The following is a 16,184-nucleotide window of genomic DNA, read 5'->3' as shown; positions in this document are numbered from 1 at the left end:
CACCACGAAGGAAACCCGCTGTGCCCACCTCTGTGCTCGTACCCATCGGCGGCATCGTCGTCCTGCTCGTCCTGCTCGTGCTGCTGGTCACCAGTCGGTACAAGGTCGCCGGGCCGAACGAGGCGTTCATCGTCACGGGTCGCAAGGGCAAGGCCGTGGTGAACCCCGAGACCGGCGAGATGACCACCGACCTCTCCGGGCAGAAGGTCATCCTCGGTGGCGGCACCTTCGTGATCCCGTTCGTGCAGAAGCTGGCCAGCCTCGACCTCTCCTCCCGCCGCATCTCGGTGCAGATCCGCGGCGCCGTGTCGGGCCAGGGCATCAAGCTCAACGTCGAGGGCGTCGCCATCGTCAAGGTGGGCGGCAACGCCGACCAGATCCGGCTGGCCGCGCAGCGCTTCCTCTCCCAGCAGGCCGACGTCGAGCCCTTCACCCAAGAGGTGCTCGCCGGTGCCCTGCGCTCCATCGTGGGCGGCCTCACCGTCGAGCAGATCATCCGCGACCGTGCGGCGTTCGCCCAGCGGGTGGCCGATGAGTCCGAGAACTCCCTCACCGGCCAGGGCCTGATCCTCGACACCTTCCAGATCCAAGACGTCACCGACGACGGCACCTACCTCGCCGACCTCGGCCGCCCCGAGGCCGCCCGGGTCAGCCAGGAGGCGCGCATCGCCGAGGCGAACGCCCGCCAGGCCGCCGAGCAGGCGCAGATCGCCGCGGAGCAGGAGATCGCCGTCACCCAGCGGGTGCTGGCGCTCAAGCAGGCCGAGATCAAGGCCGAGACCGACGCGGCGGCCGCCCAGGCCGCGGCGTCCGGTCCGCTGGCCCAAGCCGACCGCGACCAGGCGATCCTCACCGAGCAGGAGAAGGTCGCCGTCCGCCAGGCGGCGCTGACCGAGCGCACGCTCGAGACCGAGGTGCGCAAGCCGGCCGACGCCGAGCGCTACCGGGTCGAGCAGGAGGCCGAGGCCAAGCGCAACGCCGAGATCGCTGCGGCCGAGGCCCGCAAGGCCTCGACCATCGCAGCCGCCGAGGCGCAGGCCCAGCAGGCGCGGCTCTCCGGTGAGGCCGACCGCGCCCGTCGTGCGGCTCTCGCCGAGGCCGAGGCCATCGAAGGCGAGAAGCGCGGTGCGGCCGAGCGGGCCCGCCGTGTCGCCGAGGCCGAGGCGTTGCGGGCCGAGGGTGAGGCTCAGGCCGCCGCCACGCTCGCCGTCGGTCAGGCCGAGGCGGAGGCGATGGACAAGCGTGCCGAGGCGTTCGCCCACTACAACGACGCCGCGGTGCTCCAGATGCTCATCGAGGTGCTGCCCAAGATCGCCTCCGAGGTCGCCGCTCCGATCGGCGCCATCGACCAGCTCACCGTCATCTCCGCCGACGGCGCCAACGCCCTGCCCAAGCAGGTCACCGAGAACCTCACCCAGACACTCTCGATGCTCAAGACCGCCACCGGCCTCGACCTCGACGCCCTCATCAAGCGATCCGTCGCCCAGGCCAGCGACTCGATGGGCCTCGAGGGGGGCGAGCCGGCGAGTTCACCGGCCGGCCGGTGAACTCGCCCCTGGGACGGTGAAGTTCCACCGTCCCAGGGGCAGGATCGCCGTCCCACCCCGCGGCCCGCGTCCGAGCACCGTGGACGACGACCCGGGCGCTCAGCCGGCCGGCAGCGCGACGTAGGTGGTCTCGAGGTACTCCTCGATGCCCTCGAATCCGCCCTCGCGACCGAAGCCTGAGGCCTTGACGCCGCCGAACGGCGCGGCGGCGTTCGAGATCAGACCGGAGTTGATGGCGACCATCCCGTAGTCGAGCGACTCCGCCATGCGGATCGTGCGGCCGAGGTCGCGCGTGTACACATAGGCGACCAGGCCGTACTCGGTGTCGTTCGCGCGGCGCACCGCGTCGTGCTCCTCGGTGAACGTCGCGATCGGGGCCACCGGGCCGAAGATCTCCTGGCCGTTGATCTCGGCTTCGGCGGGCACGTCGACCAGCACGGTCGGCGAGAAGAAGTAGCCGCTCTGGAGGCCGGCGTCGTCGGGCGCGGAGCCGCCGGTGAGCACGCGCGCCCCGCCGGCGACCGCGGCATCGACCAGGTTGCCGACCGACTCGACGGCGTCGGGGTTGATCAGCGGGCCGACGTCGACGCCGTCGTCTTGGCCTCGTCCGACCGTCAGCGCAGCCATCCGGTCGGCGAGCTTGGTCGAGAACTCCTCGGCCACGTCGGCGTGCACCAGGAACCTGTTGGCGGCCGTGCAGGCCTCGCCGATGTTGCGCATCTTCGCGGCCATCGCGCCGTCGACCGCGGCATCGACGTCGGCATCGGCGAACACCAGGAACGGCGCGTTGCCGCCGAGCTCCATGCTCACCCGCTGGAGCTGGTCGGCGGACTGCTTGACCAGCAGCCGGCCGACGGCCGTCGAGCCGGTGAAGGAGACCTTGCGCAATCGATCGTCGGCCTGAAGCGCCTTGCTGATGTCGGCATCGTGCGTGGTGGGCACGATGTTGAGGACGCCGTCGGGCAGGCCCGCCTCGCTCATGATGGCGCCCAGGGCGAGCATCGTGAGCGGGGTCTGCGAGGCGGGCTTCACGACCATCGTGCAGCCTGCGGCGACCGCGGGGCCGATCTTGCGCGTGCCCATGGCCAGGGGGAAGTTCCACGGCGTCACGAAGAGGCACGGACCGACCGGCTTCTTCAGGGTCAGCAGCCGCGTGCCGCCGGCGGGGTTCTGGAGCCAGCTGCCACGGATGCGCACGGCCTCCTCGGAGAACCAGCGGAAGAATTCGTTGCCGTACGTGACCTCGCCCTTGGCCTCGGTGAAGGTCTTGCCCATCTCCAGGCTCATGAGCAGGGCGAGATCGTCGGCGCGGTCGTTGATCAGCTCGAACGCCTGCCGCAGGATCTCGCTGCGCTCGCGCGGGGCCGTGGCCGCCCAGTCGGCCTGGGCCGCGACCGCGGCGTCCAGAGCGGCGCGCGCGTCGTCGACGCTGGCGTCGGCCACGGAGGCCAGCACCGACCCGTCCGCCGGGTCGATCACCTCGAACGTCGCGGCGCCGGATGCCTCCCGCCATTGCCCTCCCACCAGGAGGCGGCGGTGCTCATCGGGCAGCAGGGAGGCGAGGTCGACTGAGGTGGCGGTCATGGCTCAGATGCTGCCACCGAGTCGAGGCGAACCCGAATACTGCCGGGTGGGGTATGTGGCATACTCGATCTCGTCGACTTCGGAGGGAGCACTCAGAAGCGACTGCGAACCCCTCGCTGACCCCATGCGGCGAGGGGTCTCGCCTTTTGTTCCTCTCCAGGTCACTGCGCTGCGCGCAGGAACTGCTCGAGCACCGGGCCGGCGGTACCGGAGCCGGACTCGCCCTGCGCCACGTAGACGGCGACGGCCAGGTCGCCCTGGGCAGCCACCATCCAGGCGTGAGTGAGGGTCTTGCCGTCCTTCTCGAACTCGGCCGTGCCGGTCTTGGCGATGATCGCCGGGCCGGGGACGTCGAGCAGGCCGCGCCCGGAGCCGTCGGTGACGACGGCGCGCAGCATCGCCTTGAGCGAGGACGCCTCGCGGGCGGTGAGCGGCGCGACGCCGTCGGGTGCGTCCTCCTGCTGGCCCTGCACCAGCCACGGTACGACCGTGGAGCCCTGCTGCACCGACCCGATCGCGGTCGCCATCGCCATCGGCGAGGCGAGCACCTGCCCCTGGCCGATGGTGTCGGCGGCCTGCACGGTCTGCGACTCCGGCTTCGGCACCGCGCCGAAGTAGGCCGGGAATCCGACCTCGTGGTCGACGCCCACCCCGAGCGATGCCGCGGCGTCACCCAGCTTCGTGCCACCGAGCTTGCCGGACTGGGAGATGAAGGCGGTGTTGCAGGAATAGGCCACGGCGAGCCGTAGCGGGATCTTTCCGATGCCGCCAGCGGGATAGTCGGAGTAGTTCTTGAACTGCTTGCCGTCGATCGTGATCGTCGGCGTGCACGGCAGCACGGTCTGCGGGGTGTCACCGGCACGCAGCAGCGCAAGACTCGTGGCGATCTTGAAGGTGGAGCCGGGCGCGGCCTGCCCGTAGGTGGCGATGTTGTAGCCGTCGTTGCCGGGGCCGTTCGCAGCGGCCAGGATCGCGCCGGTGCTGGGCTTGATGGCGACCAGGGCTGACTCCGGGCCGACGTTCGCCAACGCCCGCTCGGCCGCCTGCTCCAGCCCGACGTCGAGACTGAGCTTCAGGTCGTCGCCGTCGACCGACTTCTGCCTGAAGAGCGTGCGCTCCTCGGCCTGACCGCCGGCGTCGTCGGCCGGCACTGCCACGACCTGCACCCCCGGAGTGCCGCGCAGTTGTTCGTCGTAGCGCGCCTGCAGGCCCGAGAGCCCGGCGACGTCTCCGGACTGGTAGATGTCGGGGTTCTTCTCGACCATCTCCGCCGTCACCGGGCCGACCGAGCCGAGGATCGGTGCCGCGAAGTCTCGCGTCGGGGCGAGCGGCAGCTGCCCTTGGACCACCAGCACACCCGGCACTGCCCGGTAGCCCTGGGCCACCTTCGCCGGCACGTCGCCGACGCGGTAGGTGATGGCCTCCACGAAGGCCTGGTCGCCGGCCGCGGCGACCCGCTTGGCGTAGGACGCCGCGTCGACGTCGGTGAGCCTCGCCAGCCGCTTGGCCCCCGCCACCGCCTTGGCCTTCGACACCTTCGAGCGGTCGATGCCGTAGCGCACCACCGGCCGGTCGGTCACGATGGTCTGCCCGCCGGCACCCTTGATGTCGCCCCGGGTCGGCTCCAGCGTCGTGGCGTCGAGCACCTCGCCGTCGGTCAACTCGGGCTCCACCACAGACGGGGCCCAGCTCGCCTCGAAGGAGTCGCCTGCCTCGGAGAGCTCGACGGTGCTGTCGTAGGTCCACGTGCCGGCCGTGAACGGCCACGACCAGCTCAGCGTCGCGGTGGCGGGCTGGTCGCCGTCTCCGGAGTCGACGGAGCTGACCTCGACCGTGGGCTCGACGTCTCCGAGCCGCTCGACGATGGCCTCGAACTCCTTCTGCGCAGCGCTCGGGTCGGCGAACGGGGCGTCCGAGAGGTCGCCGGCGCTCAGCGCCGCCGCTACGGCGTCGGCGCTCGGCTCGGGGTCGGGCCCCGCATCGACGGCGGAGCAGGCGGTCAGCGGCACAGCGGCAGCGACCGCCACGGCGGCGAGCACACGGCAGGGTTTCCCGAGCATGCCCAGTGTCTACCAGCAGCCACCGACGAACGGCTCACGTCGACCCCTCGAAGCGCGATTTGCGACCCCTCGCGGCACAATTCGCGACCCCTCGCGGCACGATTCGCGACCCCTCGCGGCCGACTCAGCGGCGGGGACGGCGGCCGGGAGGGCCGGAGTCGGCCTTGATCTCGATCAGCTTGCCGGAGATCCGGGTGCCGGCCAGCCGGTCGAGGGTGCCGGGTGGCAGATCCCGGGGCAGCTCGACCAAGGAGAAGTCCGGCTTGATGATGATCTTGCCGAAGTCGCGGCGGTTCAGGCCGCCCTCGTTGGCGAGCGCACCGACGATCTGCCGCGGCTCGACCTTGTGCCGCTTGCCGACCTCGAGCCGGTACATCGCCACCGGTGGGCCGTCGCCGCGGCCGCGCGGCGGTCGTCCGCCCTGGCCGGCCTCGTCGCGGCGTGCGCCCTTGGAGGGCGGCCGGTCGTCGCGGCCGCGGGGCAGCCGGATGTCGTCGCGGGCCGGGTCGAGCAGCAGCGGCGTCTCGCCCTGGGCGACCACGGCGAGCGCGGCGGCCACGTCGGTCTCGGGCACGTCGTGGTGGCGCACGTAGTGCTCGATGATGTCGCGGAAGCCCGAGATGCGGTCGGCCTGCGTGAGCGCCTCGGTGATCTGGTCGTCGAAGCGCGTGAGCCGGGTGGAGTTGACGTCTTCGATGCTCGGCAGCGTCATCTCGGCCAACGGCTGCTTGGTGGCCTTCTCGATGTGCTTGAGCAGGTAGCGCTCGCGCGGGGTCACGAACGAGATCGCGTCCCCCGTGCGCCCGGCCCGGCCGGTGCGGCCGATGCGGTGCACGTAGGACTCGGTGTCGGTCGGGATGTCGTAGTTGACGACGTGGCTGATGCGCTCGACGTCGAGGCCGCGCGCGGCGACGTCGGTGGCGACGAGGACGTCGAGGGCGCCGTCCTTGAGCTGGTTGACCGTGCGCTCGCGCACGTTCTGCGGGATGTCGCCGTTGATCGCGGTGGCCGAGAAGCCGCGGGCCCGGAGCTTCTCGGCGAGCAGCTCGGTCTCGTTCTTCGTGCGGACGAACACGATCATGCCCTCGAAGCTCTCGACCTCGAGGATGCGCGTGAGGGCGTCGACCTTCTGCGGGTAGGAGACGATGAGGTAGCGCTGGGTGATGTTGTCGGCGGTGCGCGTCTTCGACTTCACGGTGATCTCGGCCGGGTCGTCGAGGTACTGCTTCGACAGCCGCCGGATCTGCGCAGGCATGGTGGCCGAGAACAGCGCGACCTGCTTGGTGGCGGGGGTCTCGGCGAGGATCGCCTCGACGTCCTCGGCGAAGCCCATCTTGAGCATCTCGTCGGCCTCGTCGAGCACGAGGAACCGCAGCTCGGAGAGGTCGAGGGTGCCCTTGTCGAGGTGATCTTGGATGCGGCCGGGAGTGCCGACGACGACGTGCACGCCGCGACGCAGGGCCGAGAGCTGGACGCCGTACCCCTGGCCGCCGTAGACCGGCAGCACGCGGATGCCACGCGACTTCGCGGCGTACTTCTCGAACGCCTCGCACACCTGGAGCGCGAGCTCGCGGGTCGGGGCGAGCACCAGCGCCTGCGGCGTCTTCTGGTCGGGGTCGAGGTTGGAGAGGATCGGCAGCGCGAACGCGGCGGTCTTGCCGGTGCCGGTCTGCGCCAGACCCACGACGTCACGCCCCGAGAGCAGGGTCGGGATGGTCGCGGCCTGGATGGCGGACGGCGTCTCGTAGCCGACGGTGGTGACCGCCTCGAGCACCTCCGCAGAGAGGCCGAGATCGGCGAAAGTGGTCTGCGCGGGGGTGGAATCGGGGGATACGTCGGTGTCGCTCACCCGACAACTTTAGTGGGCGTGGTAGCCCGGTTCCTATTTCAGGTTTCTTGGGGGGGCAAACCCGAATCCGGAACCGGACTACCCGGGCTGCCTCACTCCACGGTGACCGACTTCGCGAGGTTGCGCGGCTTGTCGACGTCGAGCCCGAGATGGAGCGAGGCGTGGTAGGCCAGCAGCTGGAGCGGAACGGTCATCAGCACGGGGTCGAGCTCGGCCTCGTTGCGCGGCACGTCGATGCGCGTGAGGTCCACCGCCTCGCTCGTCTCGAGGTCGCCGAGGTCGACGCCCGCATGCGTGACCACCACCAGCGGGCCGCCCCGCGCCGCGATCTCGTGCAGCGCACCGACGTTGCGCTCGGCGAGCTCGTCGTCGGGCACCAGCGCGACCGTCGGCACCGCGGGTGAGATGAGAGCCAGCGGCCCGTGCTTGAGCTCGGAGGTCTGGTAGGCCTCGGCGTGCCGGTAGCTGATCTCCTTCAGCTTCTGCGCGCCCTCCCGGGCGACGGGGTAGCCGCGCACGCGGCCGACGAAGAACAGGGACGGCGCCTCCGCGAGCCGCCGGGCGACGTCGGCGAGCTGCGGCTCGAGGTCGAGCGCCTCCTTCAGCTGCCCGGGCAGCGCCTCAAGCCCGGCGACGATGCGCTGACCGTCGGCGATCGAGAGGTCACGCACGCGGCCCAGCTGGAGGGCGAGCAGCGCGAAGCCGAGGAACATCGAGGTGAGCGCCTTGGTCGAGGCCACGGCGACCTCGGGGCCGGCGTGCAGGTACACCCCGCCGTCCACCGCGCGGGCGATCGCCGAGCCGACGACGTTGACCAGGCCGAGCACCCGGCCGCCCTTGCGCTGGATCTCCTGCACGGCCAGCAGCGTGTCGATCGTCTCGCCGGACTGACTCACGGCCACGTAGAGGGTGTCGGGCTCGATGATCGGGTTGCGGTAGCGGAACTCACTGGCCGCCTCGGCGTCCGCCGGCACGCGGGCGAGCTCCTCGATCAGCTGGGCGCCCATCTGCCCCACGTAGTAGGCCGACCCGCAGCCGAGGATCTTCACCCGCTTCACCGCGCGCAGGTCGCGGGCATCGAGGTTGAGGCCGCCGAGATGCGAGGTGCCGAAGCGTGCGTCGAGCCGGCCGCGCAGCATGCGCTCGGCGCTGATCGGCTGCTCGTGCATCTCGCGGTGCATGTGCGACTCGCCCTCGGCCAGGTCGAGTCCGTCGTCGGCCGCCTCGACCTCGGTGGTGGCGATCGAGGTGCGGTCGAGCCGACCCGACCGATCGTCGGGCAGGTACGTCGAGAGGTCGGTCGCGCTGACCGAGGCCAGCTCGCCGTCGCCGAGGTGCACCACGGTGGTGGTGTAGCGCACGATCGCGGCGAGGTCGCTCGCGACGAACATCTCCTTCTCGCCGACCCCGATCACGATCGGGCTGCCGAGACGCGCGACCACGATCCGGTCCGGGAAGTCGGCGTGCACCACCGCGATGCCGTAGGTGCCTTCGACCTGGGCGAGCGCCTCGGCCACCTTCTCCTCCAAGGTGCTGGCCGGCGACCGAGCCACCAGGTGGGCCAGCACCTCGGTGTCGGTGTCGGAGGCGAGCTCGACTCCGTCGTCCGCGAGGCGGGCCCGCAGCGTGGCGGCGTTGTCGAGGATGCCGTTGTGCACCACGGCCACGCGGCTCTCGGCGTCGGTGTGCGGGTGCGCGTTGCGGTCGGACGCCGGCCCATGCGTGGCCCACCGGGTGTGGCCGATGCCGAGTTTGCCGGCGAAGCGCTTGGGCAGGTCGTCGGCGAGGTCGCGCACCCGGCCGGCGCGCTTGGCGACCTTGAGACCGGCGCTGCCGCCGACCACGGCGATGCCTGCGGAGTCGTACCCCCGGTGCTCGAGCCGGGTCAGTCCCTCGAGCAGCAGCGGGGCCGCCGCCTGGGATCCGATGTAGCCGACGATGCCGCACATGGGTGTCTCCTCGTCTGATGCGTGGAAGGGGGAAGGGGAGGGATCTGGTCAGCCGTGCACGATGCGGCGCAACTGTCGCTCGCTGAGCTCGGGGGCGGCCACGACGCTGTGCCGCAGCTCGGCCGCGATCTGCCGGAAGATGGCGGTGTTCTGCTGCCCGCGCGCCTGGAGCTCGCGGTGCCGCCTGCGCACCAGGTGCTCCAACGGCTCGGCATGAAAGGCGAGCACGTCGCCGATGACGCGAGTCGCCTCGGGCGCCGTGAGTCCGGTCGTCGCGACGACGTGGCGCAGCAGGGCCCCGGCGGGGGCCGGCGAGACGATGTCGGAGGAGGAACCCACGTCCCCGAGCGTGCCGGAGACAGCCCTCGAAGTCACGCAAGTGTGCTCATCTCACCCGATATCGGGTCAGATCGGTCATTTTGCGGGGCAAAGACGTCCGCCGCGGGTCACCCCGGTTTCTTCACCGGCGCTCTCACCCCATCGGGGGAGTAAAATCCCTGCGCCGCGCCGTCAGCGAGGTGCGCCAGTGGAGGAAGCGAGGCGATTTCGGCGACCCTTGGACCACCTCGGTGGGGACGTGTTACCTTGGGTGAACAGAAGGTGAACAGGAGGTGGATCATGGCTGACCCACAGATGTCTGAACTGGTGCGTACCTGGGTGAGCGTGACCGACACGTCCGGTCGCGAGCGACTCGAGGCGCGATGGGTTCTGCCCAGCGCGACGCCGGCACCGCTGGCCGGGGCGCACGCCGCCTGAGCCGAGCCAGCCAGCAGCCAGGCCCGCCAGCAGCGTCGAGGAGCACCCCCGCAGGGTGCGCCTCGACGTTGCTGGCATTTTTCGCGCGTTCTGCTCGGGACGGGAATGAATCGGACCGCGGTCCGATTACAGTGGTTGAATCCTGCACCACTTCCGACACCTCCAGGAGCACCCCATGACCGAGCAGTCCTTCGACACCCCGACCTCCGCCGTCGACGACATCACCGGCGACTACGCCCTCGACACCACGCACAGCCGCCTCGGTTTCAGCGTGCGCCACGCCATGGTGACCACCGTGCGCGGTCACTTCGCCGACTGGAGCGGCACCGCACACATCGACTCCGCCGCCCCCGCCAACAGCTCGGTGACCATCACCGCGCAGCTCGCCTCCATCGACACCGGCAACAAGGACCGCGACGGCCACCTGGCCTCCGGTGACTTCTTCGACGTCGCCCAGCACCCCGAGATGACCTTCACCTCGACCGAGGTCAGCCACGACGGCGAGACGTGGAGCATCACCGGCGATCTCTCCCTGCACGGCGTCACCAAGCCCGTCACCATCGACTTCGAGCAGACCGGGTCGGCCCGCGACCCGTTCGGCAACCTGCGAGTCGGCTTCGAGGGTGCGACCACCATCAACCGCAAGGACTGGGGCCTCACCTACAACGCCGCGCTCGAGACCGGCGGCGTCCTGGTCTCCGACAAGGTCAAGCTCGACCTCGACATCTCCGCGATCCAGCAGGGCTGAGCCCGCCCCGTCGTCCGCTCGCGGCTCGACCCGACTGGGGTCTCAGGCCGTGTGGACGACGGGCTCCACGGGGGCGGCGGCCGGCACCGACGCACGCCGTCGGTACACCGCCGCCACCCGCGGGGTCAACACCATCAGCTCGACGGCCATCACGAGCACCCACCCCACGGCGAGACCGGTCAGACCGCCGAGGCGGGCGCCGGTCGCGGCCGCGACCAGCTCGATCACCGTGAAGCCGCCCAGCAGCGCCGACTCGCGACCGACGTGACCGGTGACCCTCGCCACCGACACGTGGTGGTCACGCACCAGCACCCCGAAACCGGCCAGCGCGATGAGGATGAGGGCGGTCCGTCCCTCCCGGGCGTAGTCGGAGCCGAAGAGCTGAAGCACCACGCCGGCCAGCGGCGCCAGCACGACGTTCGCCGCCAGGCAGGCGGCCACCGAGACCCGCAGGGTGAACCGGAACTCGTCGACGAACTCGCTCGCGTCGCGCGAGCCGGAGGCGAACAGCGCGGTCGAGAGCGCGAGGGGGAGCATGAACACCCCGAAGGCGACCTGGAGCACCGCGTAGAGGTGGCCGGCACTCACCGAACCGAGCACCGCGGACGCCACGATCGGCAGTGCGAAGTACGGCGTCGCCAGGGCCAGGTTGAGCGAGTGGTGCCACACCGACTCCAGCGCCAGGCCCCGGATCGAGCTCAGCCGCGGACGCACGCTGCGCAACCGCACCTCCTGCCGGCGCGCCACCCACAGCGTCAGCGCCACCAGCGAGAGCAGATTGCCCACCAGCCAGCTGCCGTAGATGCCCACCGAGCCACTCGAGGCCACGAGCACGGCGATCGCGGCCAGCAGCAGCAACTTGCTGACGGTGAGCACGATGTTGCGGCCCAGTTGCGGGCCGCCACCGAGCATGCTGAGCAGCGCTTGATCGAGCACCACGCCGGTCGTGTTGACGCCGACGCCCGCGGCGAAGACCGCCGTCGGGAACACCTGATCACCGACGCCGGGCAGCCCGGTCATCGACATCGGCAGCGCGAGCGCCACGACGAGGGCCAGCACCGCCCCCGCCACTGCGGAGAGCAGCGCAGCGGTGACCAGCAGTTCGCGACGCCCGGTGCGCATCGCCGGGAGCCGCGCCACGAGCAGCGTGCCCAGCCCCAGCATCGCGAGCGTGCTGATGAGGTTCATCGCCGAGATGGCCGTGGCGGCCTCGCCGAGATCCCCGGTCGAGAACAGCCGCGCGCCCAGTGCCCAGAACACGAAGCCCAGGCCGGAGGTCAGGCCGGTCGTGAGCACGAGCGAGGCAGCGCTGCCCACGAGAAAGGAGGGGAGCGGCAGCCTGGCCAGCCGTCCACCCTCCGTCTCGTGAGTCGACTCCTCCACGTCGTCGCTCACGGTGCGTCCTCCAGTCCTCGGGCGGTCTCAGAATAGGCCCCGGCCGTCGGGTCGCCGATCGCTTGTCCGAACCGCATCACCCCCACCTGGGAGACGCGTCACACCATCTTGTGTGTGGGCTGTGCGTCATCGGCTACTCCGCGTGAGCACGCACTTCGCCACCCGCTTCGACTCGTGGGCTGCGAGATCCTCGCCGGCGCAGCGCCAGCACCTCTACGTCCCGGACGAGCTCGTCGAGCAGGTCATGCCGGCGCCGACCTGACCCCCGCGCGATCACGAACCCGGCAGCCGCACCGTGGTGACCACCTCGGTGACCGAGGGCCGGCGCGGGGTGGAGGAGAAACCGAAACCGGGCTCGGGGTACACCGGCGCCAGCGCTCCGAGCTCGACGCCGTCGAAGTGCCCGGACGACGCCACCAAGGCCCGGTGGCTCGTCGCGCCGTAGTACTCGGTGCGGCCGCCGCCGGCGGTGCCGCGGGTGCGTACGCCACGCATCAGCACCCGGGCCACCGGGTCGGTGAGTGCGCAGAAGGCCGGACTCGTGGCCAACCGATCCGGCACCAGAGAGAGCAGCCGACCCAGCGGGGTCCTACCCCCCACCTCGAGGTCGAGGTGCAGCGAGGACGAGCGCACCGCCCACGCGTCGTCCGGGCCGGTCACTGCGAACGGCTCGATGCGCACCTCGTCGAAGGAGTACGTGGCGGCCACGAAGTCGGCCACCTCCTCGTTCGGAGCCAACAGCACCCGTCGTCTCGCAGCCGTGGCGACCATCGCATCGGCGAACGACCCGAGCGGACTCGTGTGCCACCGCCCCACCACGACCCGTACCCCCGAGACCGACCCGACCCCGGCGATCGCCCCCTCGAACCGCTGCTTCATGCCCCGACCCTAGGCGTGACCCGTCACCAGTTTTCACCTGACCTGCCACGACTTTCAGGCAACACCCGTGCACCGGGGTTACCCTGCGGTAATGACCGACGACGCCCCCATCCCGTACTTCGGGCTGACGCCCGACCATCTCGAGCTCAAGGACTGGCTGCACACCTTCGCCGCCGACGTCATCCGGCCCGCCGCGGCCGAGTGGGACGAGAAGGAGGAGTTCCCCTGGCCGGTGGTCGAGGAGGCCGCCAAGGCCGGCATCTACTCCTTCGACTTCTTCGCCACCCAGTCCTTCGACCCCTCGGGCCTGGGTCTCCCGCTCTTCATGGAGGAGATCTTCTGGGGCGACGCCGGCATCGGCCTCTCCATCGTCGGTACCGCGCTGGCCGCGGCGGGAGTGCGCGCCAACGGCACCGACGAGCAGGTCATGGAGTGGGTGCCGCAGATGTTCGGTGAGCCCGGCGACCTCAAGATCGCCGCGTTCTGCTCCTCCGAGCCGGACGCCGGCAGCGACGTCGGCGCCATGCGGACCCGTGCGATCTACGACGAGGCGAGCGACGAGTGGATCCTCAAGGGCACCAAGACGTGGGCCACCAACGGCGGACTCGCCGACGTGCACGTGGTCACCGCCGTCGTCGACCCCGACCTGCGCAGCCGCGGGCAGGCGTCGTTCGTGGTGCCGCCGGGCACCAAGGGGCTCAGCCAGGGGCAGAAGTTCCACAAGCACGGCATCCGCGCGTCGCACACCGCCGAGGTCGTGCTCGACGACGTGCGGATCCCCGGGCGCTGCCTGCTCGGCGGCAAAGAGAAGCTCGACGCGCGGCTCGCCCGCGCGCGCGAGGGGGCCAGCTCGAGGGAATCCGGTGGGTCGAACGCGAGCATGGCCACCTTCGAGCGCACCCGCCCGGCGGTCGGCGCACAGGCCGTCGGCATCGCCCGCGCGGCCTACGAGGTCGCGCTGGACTATGCCAAGACGCGCGAGCAGTTCGGCAAGCCGATCATCGAGAACCAGGGGGTCGCGTTCCAGCTCGCCGACATGAAGACGGCGATCGACGCCTCGCGGCTGCTGGTGTGGCGCGCCGCGTGGATGGCCGCCAACGGCAAGCGGTTCGAGAACGCCGAGGGTTCGATGTCGAAGCTCATGGCCGGCGAGACCGCGGTCAAGGTGACCACGCAGGCCATGCAGATCCTCGGCGGCAACGGCTTCACCCGTGAGTACCCGGTGGAGCGCTGGTCGCGCGACGCGAAGATCTACACCGTCTTCGAGGGCACCTCGGAGATCCAGCGACTGGTCATCGCGCGCACCGTCTCCGGCGCTCCCATCCGCTGACGTCATGCCAGGTGACCTGCCATGAAAACTCGTGGCAGGTCACGTGAAAACTCGTGGCAGGTCACGTGAAAACTGGCGACGGGTCAGCGACTCATCGGACGGTGACGGAGGGGTCGAGCTCGTCGAGGACATCGGGGTCGTCGGCGTCGGCGTGGTAGTCGTCGTCAGAGGTGATGTCGTCGCCCTCCGGCACACCGGTCATCCGCAGGATCGGCGTGACCACCACCACCACGATCACGTTCGCCACGAACGCCACGACCGCGATGTAGACCTTCGTGTCGGTGAACGGGAACATCACCAGCGAGCCGCCGAAGTGACTGCCGGGGTCGCCTGGGGTCGCGACTCCGTAGGCGAGCCAGGTGCCGTAGAGCATGCCGACGGCCCATCCGGCGAGCAGTGCCCACCGGTGGCACCACCGGGTGAAGAGACCGACCACCACCGACGGCAGTGTCTGGAGGATCCACACGCCGCCGAGGAGCTGGAGGTTGATGGCGAAGTCGTTCGGGAGCGCCAGCACGAACACCAGGGCGCCGAGCTTGACCACGAGCGAGACCAGCTTGGCCTGCCTGGCCTCCTGGGCGGGCGTGGCCCCACGGTTGATGAAGGCCCGGTAGATGTTGCGCGTCCACAGGTTCGCCGCGGCGATGGACATGATGGCGGCCGGCACGAGCGCACCGATGGCGATGGCGGCGAAGCCGACGCCGGCGAACCAGCCGGGGAACTCGTTCTCGAACAGCTGCGGCACCGACTGCTGGGCGTTGTCGACCTTGACGCCGGCGGCGACCGCCACGAAGCCGAGCAGCGCCAGCAGCCCCAGCAGGAACGAGTAGGCGGGCAGCAGCGAGGCGTTGCGGCGGATCACCGAGCGGTCCTTGGTGGCCAGCACACCGGTGAGCGAGTGCGGGTACATGAACAGGGCCATGGCCGAGCCGAGCGCGAGCGAGGCGTAGGCCCACTGCGCGGCGCCGGGCGGGATGATGGCTCGAGCGTTGGCCCCGCCCGCGGCGATCGTGTCGGCGTTGTCGGCGTTGAAGCCGTTGAAGGAGTCCTTGGCGGCGTCGAAGACCGCACCCCAGCCGCCGACCTGGCTGGGCAGGTAGAGGACGGCCACGATGATGACCAGGTAGATCAGGGCGTCCTTGACGAACGCGATGAGTGCCGGGGCCCGCAGGCCCGAGGAGTAGGTGTAGGCGGCGAGCACGGCGAAGGCGATGAACAGCGGCAGATCCTTCACGAACCAGTTGCCCGTGGTCGTGCCGATGCCCATGACCTCGAGCACCACCTGCATGCCCACGAGCTGCAGCGCGATGTAGGGCATCGTCGCCAGCAGCCCCGTGACGGCGACCGCCAGACCGAGCCCGCGGGAGCCGTAGCGGCCCGTGACGAAGTCGGCCGGCGTCACGAACCCGTGGCGGTGACTCACCGACCACAGCCGGGGCAGGAACAAGAAGATGAGCGGGTAGACGACCACCGTGTAGGGCACGGCGAAGAAGCCGACGACGCTGCCGGCGTACATCGTGGCCGGGACGGCGATGAAGGTGTAGGCGGTGTAGATGTCGCCGCCGACCAGGAACCACGTGATGAACGTGCCGAAGCCGCGTCCGCCCAGGCCCCACTCGTCGAGCGAGCCCATGTCGTCGGCTCGCCGCCACCGGGCGGCGGCGAAACCCATCACCGTGACGAGCAGGAAGATGAAGACGAAGACCCCGACGGCGACCCCGTTCATCGGTGGCCCCCCTTGCCGGACGCCGAGGCCTCGCGCTCACGCCGCTCGGCGAGCAGCGTCACGCGATAGGCCGCCGTGGTCAGCAACGCCGCCACGATGATGAACGCGAACTGGAACCAGAAGTAGAACGGGAAGCCCCACAAGGTGGGGCCCTCCCGGTCGTAGATGGGCACCAGCAGTGGCACGACGACGGCCGGCGCGAGCAGCAGCAGAGCGAGCAGCCAGGGGCCGCTTCGGCGAACCCGGGGCCGCGCGGGGCGGGACCGGTCGCCGGACGGTGAGTCCGTCATGGGGAGCTCCTCCCGAGAGCACGGTTGACACCGCCAACCTAGACCCGGTCTGTGAGCGGTGTCACGTCGAG

Annotated in this window: 13 protein-coding genes; 4 read left to right on the top strand and 9 right to left on the bottom strand. The window is 70.6% G+C overall.

What is annotated here, in order from left to right; all coding sequences use genetic code 11:
• The first annotated feature begins 20 nt into the window (after positions 1–20).
• Positions 21–1,547 carry a flotillin family protein gene (locus tag ISG29_RS05205; protein WP_328828055.1) on the top strand — a complete coding sequence of 509 codons (1,527 nt, stop codon included), beginning with the start codon at positions 21–23 and terminating at the stop codon, positions 1,545–1,547.
• Between the two features lie 99 nt (positions 1,548–1,646).
• On the opposite strand, the gene ISG29_RS05200 is transcribed toward ISG29_RS05205, so the two are convergent.
• The 5 genes from ISG29_RS05200 to ISG29_RS05180 form a co-directional block, all read right to left on the bottom strand.
• Positions 1,647–3,131, bottom strand: a complete 1,485-nt coding sequence (locus ISG29_RS05200; protein WP_194502346.1) for an NAD-dependent succinate-semialdehyde dehydrogenase — start codon at positions 3,129–3,131, stop codon at positions 1,647–1,649.
• Positions 3,132–3,292: 161 nt separating this feature from the next.
• Positions 3,293–5,191, bottom strand: a complete 1,899-nt coding sequence (locus tag ISG29_RS05195) for a penicillin-binding transpeptidase domain-containing protein (RefSeq protein WP_194502345.1) — start codon at positions 5,189–5,191, stop codon at positions 3,293–3,295.
• 124 nt (positions 5,192–5,315) lie between these two features.
• Positions 5,316–7,040, bottom strand: coding sequence for a DEAD/DEAH box helicase (locus tag ISG29_RS21520; protein WP_194502344.1), 1,725 nt, complete (start codon positions 7,038–7,040; stop codon positions 5,316–5,318).
• Positions 7,041–7,132: 92 nt separating this feature from the next.
• Positions 7,133–8,989: a glutamine--fructose-6-phosphate transaminase (isomerizing) gene (glmS, locus tag ISG29_RS05185; protein WP_194502343.1), complete on the bottom strand. Its 1,857-nt coding sequence runs from the start codon at positions 8,987–8,989 to the stop codon at positions 7,133–7,135.
• Between the two features lie 48 nt (positions 8,990–9,037).
• Positions 9,038–9,328: a hypothetical protein gene (locus ISG29_RS05180; protein ID WP_328828050.1), complete on the bottom strand. Its 291-nt coding sequence runs from the start codon at positions 9,326–9,328 to the stop codon at positions 9,038–9,040.
• Between the two features lie 279 nt (positions 9,329–9,607).
• On the opposite strand from ISG29_RS05180, the gene ISG29_RS05175 reads away from it, so the two are divergent.
• Positions 9,608–9,745, top strand: coding sequence for a hypothetical protein (locus ISG29_RS05175; RefSeq protein WP_194502342.1), 138 nt, complete (start codon positions 9,608–9,610; stop codon positions 9,743–9,745).
• Between the two features lie 175 nt (positions 9,746–9,920).
• Positions 9,921–10,493 (top strand): YceI family protein, encoded by a 573-nt coding sequence (locus ISG29_RS05170; protein ID WP_194502341.1) that lies wholly within the window; start codon positions 9,921–9,923, stop codon positions 10,491–10,493.
• Positions 10,494–10,535: 42 nt separating this feature from the next.
• On the opposite strand, the gene ISG29_RS05165 is transcribed toward ISG29_RS05170, so the two are convergent.
• Entirely contained in the window at positions 10,536–11,888 is a 1,353-nt protein-coding gene (locus tag ISG29_RS05165) for a lipopolysaccharide biosynthesis protein (RefSeq protein ID WP_194502340.1), read from the bottom strand.
• Between the two features lie 273 nt (positions 11,889–12,161).
• Positions 12,162–12,767 (bottom strand): hypothetical protein, encoded by a 606-nt coding sequence (locus tag ISG29_RS05160; RefSeq protein ID WP_194502339.1) that lies wholly within the window; start codon positions 12,765–12,767, stop codon positions 12,162–12,164.
• A 91-nt stretch (positions 12,768–12,858) separates the two neighbouring features.
• Here ISG29_RS05160 and ISG29_RS05155 point away from each other — a divergent pair, with 91 nt between their 5' ends.
• Positions 12,859–14,097 carry an acyl-CoA dehydrogenase family protein gene (locus ISG29_RS05155; protein ID WP_194502338.1) on the top strand — a complete coding sequence of 413 codons (1,239 nt, stop codon included), beginning with the start codon at positions 12,859–12,861 and terminating at the stop codon, positions 14,095–14,097.
• 91 nt (positions 14,098–14,188) lie between these two features.
• Here the strand turns inward: ISG29_RS05155 and mctP are convergent, their stop codons facing one another.
• Together mctP and ISG29_RS05145 are read right to left on the bottom strand one after the other, a co-directional pair.
• On the bottom strand, positions 14,189–15,823 hold the full coding sequence (gene mctP / locus ISG29_RS05150) for a monocarboxylate uptake permease MctP (protein ID WP_194502337.1): 1,635 nt from the start codon (positions 15,821–15,823) through the stop codon (positions 14,189–14,191).
• On the bottom strand, positions 15,820–16,113 hold the full coding sequence (locus tag ISG29_RS05145) for a DUF3311 domain-containing protein (protein WP_194502336.1): 294 nt from the start codon (positions 16,111–16,113) through the stop codon (positions 15,820–15,822). Before ISG29_RS05145 ends, mctP begins: the two co-directional genes overlap by 4 nt.
• Between the last annotated feature and the right edge of the window lie 71 nt (positions 16,114–16,184).

This window comes from Nocardioides acrostichi (assembly GCF_015319165.1).
GTDB classification, from domain to species: Bacteria; Actinomycetota; Actinomycetes; order Propionibacteriales; family Nocardioidaceae; genus Nocardioides; species Nocardioides acrostichi.
Note: the sequence above shows the minus strand (reverse complement) of the source record. Positions and strands in the feature narration are given on the sequence as shown.

Coding starts and splice junctions, on each gene's coding strand:
- ISG29_RS05175 (WP_194502342.1), top strand. CDS start 9,608: ATGGCTGACCCACAGATGTCTGAACTGGTGCGTACCTGGGTGAGCGTG.
- glmS (WP_194502343.1), bottom strand. CDS start 8,989: ATGTGCGGCATCGTCGGCTACATCGGATCCCAGGCGGCGGCCCCGCTG.
- ISG29_RS05155 (WP_194502338.1), top strand. CDS start 12,859: ATGACCGACGACGCCCCCATCCCGTACTTCGGGCTGACGCCCGACCAT.
- ISG29_RS05195 (WP_194502345.1), bottom strand. CDS start 5,191: ATGCTCGGGAAACCCTGCCGTGTGCTCGCCGCCGTGGCGGTCGCTGCC.
- ISG29_RS05145 (WP_194502336.1), bottom strand. CDS start 16,113: ATGACGGACTCACCGTCCGGCGACCGGTCCCGCCCCGCGCGGCCCCGG.
- ISG29_RS05200 (WP_194502346.1), bottom strand. CDS start 3,131: ATGACCGCCACCTCAGTCGACCTCGCCTCCCTGCTGCCCGATGAGCAC.
- mctP (WP_194502337.1), bottom strand. CDS start 15,823: ATGAACGGGGTCGCCGTCGGGGTCTTCGTCTTCATCTTCCTGCTCGTC.
- ISG29_RS05160 (WP_194502339.1), bottom strand. CDS start 12,767: ATGAAGCAGCGGTTCGAGGGGGCGATCGCCGGGGTCGGGTCGGTCTCG.
- ISG29_RS05170 (WP_194502341.1), top strand. CDS start 9,921: ATGACCGAGCAGTCCTTCGACACCCCGACCTCCGCCGTCGACGACATC.